Source organism: Streptomyces virginiae (assembly GCF_041432505.1).
GTDB lineage: Bacteria > Actinomycetota > Actinomycetes > Streptomycetales > Streptomycetaceae > Streptomyces > Streptomyces virginiae_A.
Window position 1 is genome coordinate 2,055,083 of sequence record NZ_CP107871.1, and the last position, 12,189, is coordinate 2,067,271.

12 protein-coding genes are annotated in these 12,189 nt (G+C 72.4%); 3 read left to right on the forward strand and 9 right to left on the reverse strand.

Annotated features, from left to right (window positions below; genetic code table 11):
• From OG624_RS09685 to OG624_RS09710, 6 genes are all read right to left on the reverse strand, one after another.
• Window positions 1–1,206: an acetylornithine transaminase gene (locus OG624_RS09685; RefSeq protein ID WP_033222502.1), complete on the reverse strand. Its 1,206-nt coding sequence runs from the start codon at window positions 1,204–1,206 to the stop codon at window positions 1–3.
• Entirely contained in the window at window positions 1,203–2,147 is a 945-nt protein-coding gene (gene argB / locus OG624_RS09690; RefSeq protein ID WP_033222500.1) for an acetylglutamate kinase, read from the reverse strand. Before argB ends, OG624_RS09685 begins: the two co-directional genes overlap by 4 nt.
• Complete coding sequence (gene argJ, locus OG624_RS09695) at window positions 2,144–3,301, reverse strand: bifunctional glutamate N-acetyltransferase/amino-acid acetyltransferase ArgJ (RefSeq protein WP_033222498.1); 1,158 nt, start codon at window positions 3,299–3,301, stop codon at window positions 2,144–2,146. The genes argB and argJ overlap by 4 nt, the downstream gene beginning before the upstream one ends.
• Complete coding sequence (gene argC, locus OG624_RS09700; RefSeq protein WP_371639314.1) at window positions 3,298–4,326, reverse strand: N-acetyl-gamma-glutamyl-phosphate reductase; 1,029 nt, start codon at window positions 4,324–4,326, stop codon at window positions 3,298–3,300. Before argC ends, argJ begins: the two co-directional genes overlap by 4 nt.
• Window positions 4,327–4,564: 238 nt before the next feature.
• On the reverse strand, window positions 4,565–5,140 hold the full coding sequence (locus OG624_RS09705; protein ID WP_033222494.1) for a histidine phosphatase family protein: 576 nt from the start codon (window positions 5,138–5,140) through the stop codon (window positions 4,565–4,567).
• A gap of 31 nt (window positions 5,141–5,171) precedes the next feature.
• Window positions 5,172–6,617, reverse strand: a complete 1,446-nt coding sequence (locus OG624_RS09710; protein ID WP_371639315.1) for an aminotransferase-like domain-containing protein — start codon at window positions 6,615–6,617, stop codon at window positions 5,172–5,174.
• Between OG624_RS09710 and OG624_RS09715 the strand changes: the two genes are divergently transcribed.
• Entirely contained in the window at window positions 6,616–7,521 is a 906-nt protein-coding gene (locus tag OG624_RS09715) for a DMT family transporter (RefSeq protein ID WP_033222491.1), read from the forward strand. The two genes, OG624_RS09710 and OG624_RS09715, sit on opposite strands and share 2 nt — an antisense overlap.
• A gap of 57 nt (window positions 7,522–7,578) precedes the next feature.
• Window positions 7,579–7,776, forward strand: coding sequence for a DUF1918 domain-containing protein (locus OG624_RS09720; protein WP_030010502.1), 198 nt, complete (start codon window positions 7,579–7,581; stop codon window positions 7,774–7,776).
• A 1-nt stretch (window position 7,777) separates the two neighbouring features.
• Here the strand turns inward: OG624_RS09720 and OG624_RS09725 are convergent, their stop codons facing one another.
• Complete coding sequence (locus OG624_RS09725) at window positions 7,778–9,025, reverse strand: glycoside hydrolase family 10 protein (RefSeq protein WP_051763444.1); 1,248 nt, start codon at window positions 9,023–9,025, stop codon at window positions 7,778–7,780.
• Between the two features lie 139 nt (window positions 9,026–9,164).
• Between OG624_RS09725 and OG624_RS09730 the strand changes: the two genes are divergently transcribed.
• Complete coding sequence (locus OG624_RS09730) at window positions 9,165–10,058, forward strand: 3-hydroxybutyryl-CoA dehydrogenase (RefSeq protein WP_051763443.1); 894 nt, start codon at window positions 9,165–9,167, stop codon at window positions 10,056–10,058.
• A gap of 55 nt (window positions 10,059–10,113) precedes the next feature.
• Here the strand turns inward: OG624_RS09730 and OG624_RS09735 are convergent, their stop codons facing one another.
• Together OG624_RS09735 and OG624_RS09740 are read right to left on the reverse strand one after the other, a co-directional pair.
• On the reverse strand, window positions 10,114–10,641 hold the full coding sequence (locus OG624_RS09735; protein ID WP_237545486.1) for an NUDIX hydrolase: 528 nt from the start codon (window positions 10,639–10,641) through the stop codon (window positions 10,114–10,116).
• Between the two features lie 62 nt (window positions 10,642–10,703).
• Window positions 10,704–12,044, reverse strand: coding sequence for a hypothetical protein (locus OG624_RS09740; RefSeq protein WP_033222489.1), 1,341 nt, complete (start codon window positions 12,042–12,044; stop codon window positions 10,704–10,706).
• Window positions 12,045–12,189 lie beyond the last annotated feature (145 nt).

Genomic DNA, 12,189 nt, shown 5'->3' on the forward strand with positions numbered 1-12,189 from the left:
TCATTCTCCGGATCCGTCCCCGCCTGCTGCGTCAAGGATGCCGGGCAGGGCCCGGACGAACGCGTCCGCCTCGGCCTCGGTGAGTACGTACGGGGGCATGAGCCGTACGACGTCGGGGGCGGGCGCGTTGACCAGGAAGCCGGCGTCCTGAGCCGCCTGCTGCACCTGGGCGGCGAGCGGCTCGGTCAGCACGATACCCAGCAGGAGTCCCGAGCCCCGGACGTGGGAGACCAGGGCGTGGCCCGTGCCCTCGATCCCGGAGCGCAGTCGCTCCCCACGGTCCTTGACCTGGTCGAGCAGCCCGCCCGTGGCGATCGTGTCGATGACGGCGAGGCCGGCCGCGCAGGCGACCGGGTTCCCGCCGAAGGTGGTGCCGTGCTGGCCCGGCTGCAGCAGGTCGGCGACGGGGCCGAAGGCGACCACCGCGCCGATCGGCAGACCGCCGCCCAGCCCCTTGGCGAGGGTGACGATGTCGGGCTCGACGTCCTCGTGGGCCTGGTGCTCGAACCACTGGCCGCAGCGGCCGATGCCGGTCTGGACCTCGTCGAGGACGAGCAGGGTGCCGGTGGCGCGGGTGATCTCGCGGGCGGCCGTCAGGTATCCGGCGGGGGGTACGACGACGCCGTTCTCGCCCTGGATGGGCTCGATGACGACGAGTGCGGTCTCCTCGGTGACGGCGGCCCGCAGGGCCTCGACGTCACCGAACGGGACGTGCGTGACGTCGCCCGGCAGCGGCCGGAAGGGTTCCTGCTTCTTGGGCTGGCCGGTGAGCGCGAGGGCGCCCATGGTCCGGCCGTGGAAGCCGCCGTCGGTGGCGACCATGTGGGTCCGCCCGGTCAGCCGGCCGATCTTGAAGGCGGCCTCGACGGACTCGGCGCCCGAGTTGCAGAAGAAGACCTTGCCGGGGCGGCCGAAGAGCTGGAGCAGCCGCTCGCCGAGCGCGACGACCGGCTCGGAGATGAAGAGGTTGGAGACGTGGCCGAGGGTGGAGATCTGCTCGGTCACGGCCGCGACGATCGCCGGGTGGGCGTGCCCGAGGGCGTTGACCGCGATGCCGCCGACGAAGTCGGTGTACTGCTTGCCGTCGGCGTCCCAGACCTGGGCGCCCTCGCCCCGTACCAGTGCGACCGCGGGGGTGCCGTAGTTGTTGGTCAGCGCCCCCTGCCAGCGCGCGCCGTACTCCTGGTTGCCGGTGCCCTTCGTCATTGCGTTCCCCCTGACTGGTGGTCGGGCACGACCATCGTGCCGATGCCGGAGTCCGTGAAGATCTCCAGCAGGATCGAGTGCTGGACCCGCCCGTCGAGCACGCGGGCGGTGTTCACGCCGTTGCGTACGGCGTGCAGGCAGCCCTCCATCTTGGGCACCATGCCGCTGGACAGCTCGGGCAGCAGCTTCTCCAGCTCGCTGACGGTGAGCTTGCTGATGACCTCGTCGCTGTTCGGCCAGTCCGCGTACAGGCCTTCGACGTCGGTGAGGACCATCAGCGTCTCGGCGCCGAGCGCGGCGGCGAGCGCCGCGGCCGCCGTGTCGGCGTTGACGTTGTAGACGTGGTGGTCGTCGGCGCTGCCGGCGATGGAGGAGATGACGGGGATCCGGCCGTCGGCCAGCAGGGCCTCGATGGCGCCGGTGTCGATGGAGGTGATCTCCCCGACCCGGCCGATGTCGATGACCTCGCCACCGATCTCCGGGCTGTGCTTGGTGGCGATCATGGTGCGGGCGTCCTCGCCGGTCATGCCGACGGCGAGCGGCCCGTGCTGGTTGAGCAGCCCGACCAGTTCGCGCTGGACGTGGCCCGCGAGGACCATCCGTACGACGTCCATGGCTTCCGGGGTCGTGACGCGCAGCCCCGCCTTGAACTCGCTGACCAGGCCCTGCTTGTCGAGCTGGGCGTTGATCTGAGGGCCGCCACCGTGCACCACGACGGGCTTCAGGCCGGCCTGGCGCAGGAAGACCACGTCCTGGGCGAAGGCAGCCTTGAGCTCCTCGTCGATCATGGCGTTGCCGCCGAACTTGATGACGACGATCTTGCCGTTGTGGCGGGTGAGCCACGGCAGGGCCTCGATGAGGATCTGCGCCTTGGGCAGGGCGGTGTGCTTGCGGGCGGTGCCGCCGGAGGTGCCGGGCAGGCCGGCCTTCTCGTCGCTCATGAGGAGTAGGCGCTGTTCTCGTGGACGTACTCGGCGGTCAGGTCGTTGCCCCAGATCACGGCGGACTCGCTGCCGTTCGACAGGTCGGCGGTGATCCGGACCTCGCGGCCCTTCATGGAGACCAGGTCGCGGTCGTCGCCGACCGATCCGTTCCGGCAGACCCAGACGTCGTTGATGGCGACGTTCAGCCGGTCCGGGTCGAAGGCGGCCTTGGTGGTGCCGATCGCGGAGAGCACCCGGCCCCAGTTCGGGTCCTCGCCGTGGATGGCGCACTTGAGCAGGTTGTTCCGGGCGATGGACCGGCCGACCTCGACCGCGTCGTCCTCGGTCAGCGCGCCGATGACCTCGATGCGGATGTCCTTGCTGGCGCCCTCGGCGTCGCCGATGAGTTGGCGGGCCAGGTCGTCGCAGACCTTGCGCACGGCCTCGGCGAAGTCCTCGTACGCCGGTACCTGGCCGGAGGCTCCGGAGGCGAGCAGCAGCACCGTGTCGTTGGTGGACATGCAGCCGTCGGAGTCGATCCGGTCGAAGGTGGTGCGGGTGGCGGCGCGCAGCGCCTTGTCGAGGGTGGCGCTGTCCAGGTCGGCGTCGGTGGTGAGGACGACGAGCATGGTGGCCAGGCCCGGGGCGAGCATGCCGGCGCCCTTGGCCATGCCTCCGACGGTCCAGCCGGCCTGCGAGACGGTGGCCGTCTTGTGCACGGTGTCGGTGGTCTTGATGGCGATGGCGGCGGCCTCGCCGCCGTCCGCGGACAGGGCCGCGGCCGCCGTCTCGACGCCGGGGAGCAGCTTGTCCATGGGGAGCAGGACGCCGATCAGGCCGGTGGAGGCGACCGCGATCTCACCGGCGTTGAAGTCGCCGCCGAGCACCTGGGCGACCTTCTCCGCGGTGGCGTGGGTGTCCTGGAAGCCCTTGGGTCCGGTGCAGGCGTTGGCGCCGCCGGAGTTCAGGACGACCGCGCCGACCGCGGCGCCGCGCAGGACCTGCTCGGTCCAGTGCACGGGGGCGGCCTTGACGCGGTTGGAGGTGAAGACGCCCGCGGCGGCCAGACTCGGCCCGTTGTTGACCACGAGGGCCAGGTCGGGGTTGCCGTTGGCCTTGATCCCGGCGGCGATGCCCGCTGCCGTGAATCCCTGTGCTGCCGTGACGCTCACGGTGCGACTCCGATCGTCGAAAGACCCAGGCTCTCGTGAAGCCCCAGGGCGATGTTCATGCTCTGCACCGCGCCGCCGGCGGTGCCCTTGGTGAGGTTGTCGATGGCGCTGACGGCGATGATCCGGCGGGCGGACTCGTCGTAGGCGACCTGGACGTGGACGGCGTTGGAACCGTGGACGGATTTGGTGGACGGCATCCGGCCCTCGGGCAGCAGGTGGACGAAGGGCTCGTCGGCGTAGGCCTTCTCGTACGCGGCGCGCAGCGATTCGGCGGTGGTGCCGGGGAGCGCCTTGGCCGAGCACGTGGCGAGGATGCCGCGGGCCATGGGCACGAGGGTCGGCGTGAAGGAGACGCAGACGCGCTCTCCCGCGAGCGGGCTGAGGTTCTGCACCATCTCGGGCGTGTGGCGGTGTCCGCCGCCCACGCCGTACGGGGTCACCGAGCCCATGACCTCGGCGCCGAGCAGGTGCGGCTTGAGGGCCTTGCCCGCGCCGGAGGTGCCGGTGGCGGCGACGATCACGGCCTCCGGCTCGGCGAACTTCCCCTGGTAGGCGGGGAAGAGCGCGAGGGAGACGGCGGTGGGGAAGCAGCCGGGGACGGCGATGCGCTTCGTGCCCGTCAGGGCCTCGCGGGCGCCCGGCAGTTCGGGGAGCCCGTAGGGCCAGGTACCGGCGTGCGGGGCCCCGTAGAAGGCGTCCCAGTCGGCGGAGTCCTTGAGCCGGTGGTCGGCGCCCATGTCGACGACGAGGACGTCCTCGCCGAGCTGGGCGGCGACGGCGGCGGACTGGCCGTGCGGGAGGGCGAGGAAGACGACGTCGTGGCCGGCGAGGACCTCGGAGGTGGTCGCCTCCAGGGTGCGTCCCGCGAGCGGCACGAGGTGGGGTTGCAGGGAGCCGAGGAGTTGTCCGGCGTTGGAGTTGCCGGTCAGGGCGCCGATCTCCACCTCGGGGTGCGAGAGCAGGAGGCGCAGGACTTCTCCGCCCGCGTACCCGCTCGCACCGGCCACCGCTACACGTACCACCATCGGACCCTCCTCATCGATGGCATGACTATACGTACTTACGCACGTTTATGCAATGCTCTTGATCGCGGCGAGGACGGGACGGCCCAGGACCGAGGGGTCGCGACCCCTCAGGGAAATATGTAGCAGGAAAGGATGCGCCGCGACGCCGTTTCCGCCGCTTGCGACGGCCTTGGCCCCGTGGGCGGCAGGGATCGGGACCCCGGCTTGGATCCGGGCGGGCCGCAGGAGGCCGGACGGCCTACGCCGGGGCCTGCAGGCACAGGTGCCAGCTGCCGGACCGCCCCGTGAGGGTCATCGTGGACAGGGGACGGACGTCCACGTTCCAGTAGGTCAGCGGCGGTGCCTTCAGCGCGTACACCAGGGCCGCCCGGACCACCGAGGGCTCCGCCACCGCCACGATCTGGCCCCCGTCGTCGGCCGGCCGGGTGTCGAGCCAGCCGCCGATCCGGGAGATGAAGGCGAGCAGGGACTCGCCGCCGTGCGGGGCGGCCCGCGGATCGCTGAGCCACAGGTCCACGGCCCCGGGCTCGTGGGCGGTCACCTCGGCCAGGGTCAGCCCCCGCCAGCGGCCCATGTCGCACTCGCGCAGCGCGGGCTGTGCGAGGGGCGCGTAGCCCAGGGCCTCGCCCGTGGCACGGCTGCGCGGGGTCGGCGAGCAGTAGCGCAGCTCGGCCGAGCCCAGGGGTACGAGGCCCTGCGCGGCGGACTCCACCGACCGCCAGCCGGGTCCGTCCAGCGGGCGGTCGTCGTCGAAGCGCTCGGCGAGCAGCGAGGAACTACGGGCTGCGGCGACAAGCGAAACCCGAACATGCATGCGGTGATGGTGATCCGCATACCGCACCGGGTCAAGCGCCCGGACCGAGGCCGTCCGGCAGGCCGGTGCGCAGCCGCTGGACCGCCTCGACCAGTTCGCCGGGGCCCGAGACCCCGGCGAAGCTCAGTCGGACGTGCGGTCCCGGCGGCTCCGCGCAGAAGTACGGGCGGCCGGGTGCCACCGCCACGCCGGCGCGCAGCGCGGCTGCCGCGAAGGCCGCGTCGTCGCCGTACCCGGTCGGCCGCACCCACAACTGATATCCGCCGTACGGCAGATGCGGCAGCTCCAGCGCGGGCAGCTCGCGCCGCAGGGCCCCCGCGAGCACGTCCCGGCGGTGGCGCAGCTCGGCGGCCACCGTCCGCAGGTGGCGGGGCCAGGCGGGCGCGCCGACGAGTTCCAGGGCGGCCTCCTGGAGCGGCCGGGGCACGAAGAAGGAGTCCACGATCTGGATGGCGCGCAGCCGGTCGACCACCGGGCCCCGGGCGGCCAGGGCGCCCACCCGCAGGCTCGGCGAGGTGGCCTTGGTGAGCGACCGGACGTGCACCACGACCCCGTCCACGTCCTCGGCGGCCAGGGTCGCGGGCAGCGGACCCGCGCCCTCGTGGACCAGGGACCGGGCGTAGTCGTCCTCGACCAGGAAGGCCCCGGCGGCCCGCGCGATGCGCAGCACCTCGGCCCGCCGCCCCGGAGCCAGTACCGCTCCGGTCGGGTTCTGGAACAGCGGCTGGCATACGAACACCCGCGCGCCGGTCGCTTCGAAGGCGGCGGCCAGCAGTTCCGGCCGGACGCCCTCGGCGTCCACCGGGACGGGCACGGGCCGGCAGCCGGAGGCCCTGGCGATGGCCAGCAGCCCGGGGTAGGTAGGGGACTCCACCAGGATCGGCGCGCCGGGCGGGGCGAGCGCCCGCAGGGCGGTGGCCAGCGCGCTCTGCCCACCGGCGGTGATCAGGACGTCGGCGGCGACGACCGCGCCGCCGATCTCCCGGGCGAACCAGTCGCGCAGCTCGGGCAGACCCTCCAGGGGCGGCCGCCCCCAGGCTCCGGGCCGCCGTCCCGCCCGGGCCAGCGCGGCGGCCATGGCCCGCTCGGGCTGCAGGGAGCGGTGCAGGTAGCCGCCGTTGAGCTCGATCACCCCGGGCGGCGGCACGGCCAGCGAGCCCAGCACTCCGGTGGCGTCGACGGAGCGGGGGACGATCTCCCCGGCCCCCTCGGCGCTGAGCGCGACCTCCTGCCAGGAGGTGTCGCCGGGCGCGGGGGCCGTCGTACGCGGTGCGGCGCGGAAGACCCCCGCGCCGGGCCGGGTGACGACGAGGCCTTCGGCGGCGAGCTGCGCGAGGGCCCGTGAGACGGTGACGGGGCTGACCCGGTAGCGCTCCACCAGAGCCCGACTCGACGGGAGCTTTCCACCCACCGAGTAGCGGTCGATTTCGGCCCGCAGGGATTCGGCCAGTTCCGCCACACTGCTACGCTCATACATGACAGCACAGAATAGCGCTACTCTCCCGACCACGATAGCGGTCAAGAACCCGGTACGTCGGGGCACCGCCCTCGCCCTGCTCGGCGTCGTCGCCTTCTCGCTGACCTTCCCCGCCACCGCCTGGGGACTGGAGAGCTTCGGTCCGTGGTCGCTGGTCGCGCTCCGCAGTGTCCTGGCCGCCGCCATCGCCGGCGCCTTCCTGCTGGCCTGTCGGGTCCCGCTGCCGGCCCGTGAGCACTGGGTGGGGCTCGCCGTCGTCGCCGCCGGGGTGGTCGTCGGCTTCCCGATGCTCACCACCCTCGCGCTGACCACCTCCACGACCTCGCACGCCGCCGTGGTGGTCGGCCTGCTGCCGCTCACCACCGCCGCGCTGTCCGCCCTGCGCACCGGGGCCCGCCCCTCGCGCGCCTTCTGGGCCGCGGCGCTCGCCGGGGCCGCGGTCGTGATCGCCTTCACGCTCGCGCAGAGCGGCGGCGCCCTCTCGGCGGGCGACGCCTACCTGTTCGGCGCCCTGCTGGTGTGCGCCGCCGGGTACACCGAGGGCGGCCGCCTCGCCCGGATGCTGCCCGGCTGGCAGGTGATCGGCTGGGCGCTGGTCCTGTGCCTGCCGCTCAGCCTGGCCGGCTCCGTGGCCGGGCTCGCGTACGAGCCGGTGCACCTCACCGGCCACGGGCTCGCCGGGCTGATCTGGGCGGCGGCCGGCTCCACCTTCCTCGGCCTGTACGTCTGGTACCGGGGCATGGCCGAGATCGGCGCACCGCGGGCGAGCCAGCTCCAGCTCGCCCAACCGTTGCTGACCCTGGTCTGGTCGGTGGCCCTGCTGGGCGAGCATCTCTCCCCCGCCGCACCGGTCGCCGCCTGCGGCGTACTCGTCTGCATCGCGGTGACCCAACGGGTCAAATAGCCCCATGACGACCTAAACTGCAAGCACCGGATCGGACCGCCACCGAGGAGGTCAGTTATGCGCGCGACCGAGGGCGACCAGCTGGTGCAGCACGGCAGGATCGTAGGACAGCACGACAAGGTGGGCGAGATCACCCAGGTCCTGGGCGAGAACGGAACCCCCCCGTACCGGGTCCGCTTCCAGGACGGACACGAGGCACTGATGGCTCCCGGACCCGACTGCACGGTCCGCCACCCCTCAGAGCCCACTCACTGAATCAGCGCCGGGACGCCGCCGACCGGTAGTGGTCGGCGACCACCCGGGCCATCGCCCCGTTGGGGTCCGCGGCCACCTGCTTCGCCGAGAAGTACACGTGGCCGTGGACCTCCGGGTACCCGGCGGCGAACGTCAGGTGCTCGGACAGCTCTCCGGGGTCGCGCCAGGCCTCGGTGGGGCTGTCCTCGTCGCAGCGGTACAGCGCCTCCCCCACGTACAGGTCCACGCCCGTACCGGCGACGGTCCGCGCCCACCACGGCACGATGTCCGCGTAGTCGGCCGTCGGGTGCCCGATGTGCCAGTACGCCTGCGGCACGATGTAGTCGATCCAGCCCTCCCTGACCCACTTGCGGGTGTCCGCGTACAGGTCGTCGTAGGTACCGAGGCCCGCGCGCGTCGGCGAACCGGCCGGGTCCCGGTCGGAGTTGCGCCACACCGCGAACGGGCTGATCCCGAAGCGGGGAGCCGGCGCGAGCGCCCGCAGCCGTACGGACATCTCGCGGACCAGGGTGTCGATGTTGCCGCGACGCCAGGCGGCGCGCGAGGTGAAGCCCGCCCCGTACTCCTCGAAGGCCTCGTCGTCGTCGAAGTACTCGCCGGCCACCGGGTAGGGGTAGAAGTAGTCGTCCCAGTGCACGGCGTCCAGCGGGTAGCGGGAGATCGCGTCGAACATCGCGTCCTGGACGAAGCGCCGCACCTCGGGCAGACCGGGGTTGTAGTAGAGCTTGCCGCCGTACTCCACCGTCCAGCCCGGGTTGCGCCGTGCCGGGTGCGAGGACGCCAGCCGGTCGAGGTCGGTGTGGTTGGCCACGCGGAACGGGTTGAACCAGGCGTGCAGCTCCAGCCCGCGGGCGTGCGCCTCCTTGAGCGCCGTACCCAGCGGGTCCCAACCGGGATCGACCCCCTGCTCCCCGGTCAGCCACTGCGACCAGGGCTCCAGCTTCGAGGGCCACAGCGCGTCCGCCGCCGGCCGGACCTGGAGGACCACCGCACCCAGGCGCCGCTCGACGGCGGTGTCGAGGAGGGCGAGCAGCTCCGATCGCTGGCGCGCCGCGGAGAGCCCGCTCCTGGAGGGCCAGTCCACGTTCGACACGGAGGCGATCCACATCCCGCGGAAGTCGGCGGCGCCCGCCCGCCCCCCGGGGATCCTCGCGGAGGGCCGCGGCGCGGCGGCCGCCGAACCGGCCGTAGCGGCGGCGATCACCCCCACGGCTCCGGCCAGCAGGGCCCGTCGACCGATGTACGTCATGTGACAGCTCCGTTTCGCTGAGTGACATTGCGCGGTGTCCGCCCAGCATGCCCGCCCCGGCCCGCCGCCCGGCGCAAGGTCGGGAGTAACGTCGGGGGGCGTGGCGGGCGCCGGAATCGTACGGGGGACCCGCCGACGGATGAGCTGCGAAAGGCACGAAGTGACTGACCTCCCTTCCGACATCACACGGGTCGGCGTAGTGGGCTGTGGCCAGATGGGCGCGGGTATCGCCGAGGTGTGCGCCCGTAGTGGCCTTGAGGTCAAGGTCGCCGAGACCACCGGCGAAGCCCTGGAGATCGGCCGTACCCGGCTGCACAACTCCCTGACCAAGGCCGCCGAACGCGGCAAGATCACCGAAGAGGAGCGGGACGCCACCCTGGCCCGCCTCACCTTCACCACCGACCTCGGCGAGTTCGCCGACCGTGACCTCGTCATCGAGGCGGTCGTCGAGAACGAGCAGGTCAAGACGGAGATCTTCCAGGTCCTCGACCAGGTGATCACCCGCCCGGACGCGATCCTGGCCTCCAACACCTCCTCGATCCCGCTGGTCAAGCTGGCCGTCGCGACCTCGCGGCCGGACCAGGTCATCGGCATCCACTTCTTCAACCCGGCCCCGGTGCAGAAGCTCGTCGAGCTGATCCCCGCGCTGACCACGGGCGAGGACACGGTCAAGCGGGCCGAGGCCCTGGTGCGGGACGTGCTGGGCAAGCACGCGGTCCGCGCCCAGGACCGGTCCGGGTTCGTCGTCAACGCGCTCCTCGTCCCGTACCTGCTCTCCGCGATCCGGATGTTCGAGTCGGGCATCGCCAGCCGCGAGGACATCGACAACGGCATGGAGCTGGGCTGCGCCCACCCGATGGGCCCGCTCAAGCTGTCCGACCTGATCGGCCTCGACACCATCGCGTCGATCGCCGACTCGATGTACGCCGAGTACAAGGAGCCGCTGTACGCCGCTCCCCCGCTGCTCCAGCGCATGGTCGACGCCGGCCGCCTGGGCCGCAAGACGGGCGCGGGCTTCTACCCGTACAGCTGATCCGTACGGCCGATCCGTACGGCCGATCCGTACGACCGACCCCCGCGGCCGGCTCCTACGGTTGGCCGAGGCGCAGATGGTGCAGCAGGAGCAGCCCGGCCGCCATGTTGGCGGCCGGGATCTCTCCCCGGGCGATCATGTCCGGCACGAGCTTGAGGGGGACCCACTCCCGGCGCGAGGACTCGAAATCGTCCTCGGGATGCCCGATGTGGGTGGCCCCGTCCGCCCAGTAGAGGTGGTGGCGGGCGTCGGTCAGTCCGTTGGACGGCTCGACGGTCATGAGGTGGTGGAGCGGGCCGGGTCGCCAGCCCGACTCCTCCTCCATCTCCCGGGCCGCCGCGACCGCGATGTCCTCGCCGTCCTCGACCACCCCGGCGGGCAGTTCCCAACCCCAGCTGTCGGTGATGAAGCGGTGCCGCCAGAGCAGCAGCACCTCGTTGGCCTCGTTGACGGCCGTGGCGACGGCGACCGGCCGCAGCCGGATCACGAAGTGGTCCAGGTGTCGGCCGTCGGGGAGTTCCACATCGGCGAGGTTCACGTCGAACCAACGGTTCTTGTACACGGTCTGCTCACTCAGGTTCATCCACTGCACGGTTGTGCCACCTTCCGTTCGAGTAGGTGGCAACATGGCAGCAGCTCGGCCCGTCACAGCGGAACGCGCAGCGCCCCGTCGATGAGCAGCGCGGTCTCCTCCGCGCCCGTACAACCGCTGGTCAGAAGCTGTTCGCGAACCGCCCGCAGCCGGTCCCGCAGACGCAGCGACTCCATTCCCTTGGCCCGCTCTGCCATCTCGGCCGCGGACGCCGCGGCCCGGTCCGCCTCCCCCTGACGCAACTGGATCTCGCACAGCATCGCCAGCCGGTGCACCCGGCCGCGGTCGTGCGCCGGGGTACCGACGGCGGCGGTCGCCTGGACCCGCGCGGCTTCCAGATCGCCCAGACTGAGCAGCGCCTCGGCGACCTGGACGTTGACGAGCCCCGGCTGTACGTAGCCGGTCTCGTCCGGTTCGCTGCCCGGGCTGATCCGCTCGGCGGCCGCCTCGGCCTTGCGGATGCAGGCCATGGCGGCCCCGGTGTCGCCGAGTTGGGCATAGGCCTTGGCCTGCATCGCGTACAGGTCGGCGGCCAGCGCCGGGGTGGTGTGGTGCCCGGCGGCCCGCAGCGCGGCCTCGGCGAAGGCGACGGCCTGGCGGTGCTCCCGCAGGTGCAGGGACTGGTTGACGATCAGCGCGATGACGTACGCGCCGAGCCCCCGGTCCCCGCTCGCCTTGGCCAGGCGCAGGGCCTGGTGGAAGTAGCGCTGGGCCAGGCCGTGGGCGTCCGAGTCGTACGCGCAGATCCCCGCCACCGCCACGAGGGACCCCGTGGCCCGGTGCAGCCGGCGGCCGAGGTCGTCGGAGTAGCTCCCGCGCAGCAGGGGCGCGGTCTCACTGCCCAGGAAGCGGACGATCCGGTCCCGCGTGGCCAGCCCCCCGGCCCGGCGGTACATCAACTCGTAGTGGGCGCGAGCGGACTTCAGGATCTCGATGTGCTCGGGACCGACCGGATTCGGGCCCTCGCGCGAGACGTCGGCGTCCTCCGGCGGATTCTCCCACTCCCACACCGGGATGACGGCGGGCGTCCCGGTGACCGCCTCGGCGGCCAGCAGCTGGGGCCGGGCCTGGACGTCGGAACGCCACAGGGCGGCGGCCCGGTCCACGAACCCGCTCAGCGGTGAGGCGTGCAGCGACACGGGCCGGTCCGCCGCCCCGAGCCCGATGTCGTCCAGCCCCAGCGGTCGACGCAGCCGCCCGCCGAGCACCTCGCAGATCAGGTCGGGGACCTGGCCACGGGGCCGCTGGCCCTTCAACCACCGTGTCACGGCGGTGTGTTCGTACCGCAGTGCGAGACCGCGGGTGCGGCCTGCCTGGTTCACGTACGCGGCGAGTCCGGCGTGGGACATGCCCGCCTCGGCGAGGAGGGCGTCGAGCAGGACATTGGGCTGCATGGGCCGCTCCAAGGGCTCGTCGGTCTCAGGCTAGTGGGTGCGCGGTTCACACGGGGTGTGAACCGTGTACGCGCATAAATGCGATGCGCACTCTGCCGCGCGGACCCGTGGAGGCGCTTCACTGAAGAGCCTCGCCAAGAGGTAG

Bases quoted from the DNA above. Each gene is read 5' to 3' on its own strand.
- OG624_RS09685 (WP_033222502.1), bottom strand. From the start codon at position 1,206: ATGACGAAGGGCACCGGCAACCAGGAGTACGGCGCGCGCTGGCAGGGG.
- argB (WP_033222500.1), bottom strand. From the start codon at position 2,147: ATGAGCGACGAGAAGGCCGGCCTGCCCGGCACCTCCGGCGGCACCGCC.
- argC (WP_371639314.1), bottom strand. From the start codon at position 4,326: ATGGTGGTACGTGTAGCGGTGGCCGGTGCGAGCGGGTACGCGGGCGGA.
- OG624_RS09705 (WP_033222494.1), bottom strand. From the start codon at position 5,140: ATGCATGTTCGGGTTTCGCTTGTCGCCGCAGCCCGTAGTTCCTCGCTG.
- OG624_RS09715 (WP_033222491.1), top strand. From the start codon at position 6,616: ATGACAGCACAGAATAGCGCTACTCTCCCGACCACGATAGCGGTCAAG.
- OG624_RS09710 (WP_371639315.1), bottom strand. From the start codon at position 6,617: ATGTATGAGCGTAGCAGTGTGGCGGAACTGGCCGAATCCCTGCGGGCC.
- OG624_RS09720 (WP_030010502.1), top strand. From the start codon at position 7,579: ATGCGCGCGACCGAGGGCGACCAGCTGGTGCAGCACGGCAGGATCGTA.
- OG624_RS09725 (WP_051763444.1), bottom strand. From the start codon at position 9,025: ATGACGTACATCGGTCGACGGGCCCTGCTGGCCGGAGCCGTGGGGGTG.
- OG624_RS09730 (WP_051763443.1), top strand. From the start codon at position 9,165: ATGAGCTGCGAAAGGCACGAAGTGACTGACCTCCCTTCCGACATCACA.
- OG624_RS09735 (WP_237545486.1), bottom strand. From the start codon at position 10,641: ATGAACCTGAGTGAGCAGACCGTGTACAAGAACCGTTGGTTCGACGTG.
- OG624_RS09740 (WP_033222489.1), bottom strand. From the start codon at position 12,044: ATGCAGCCCAATGTCCTGCTCGACGCCCTCCTCGCCGAGGCGGGCATG.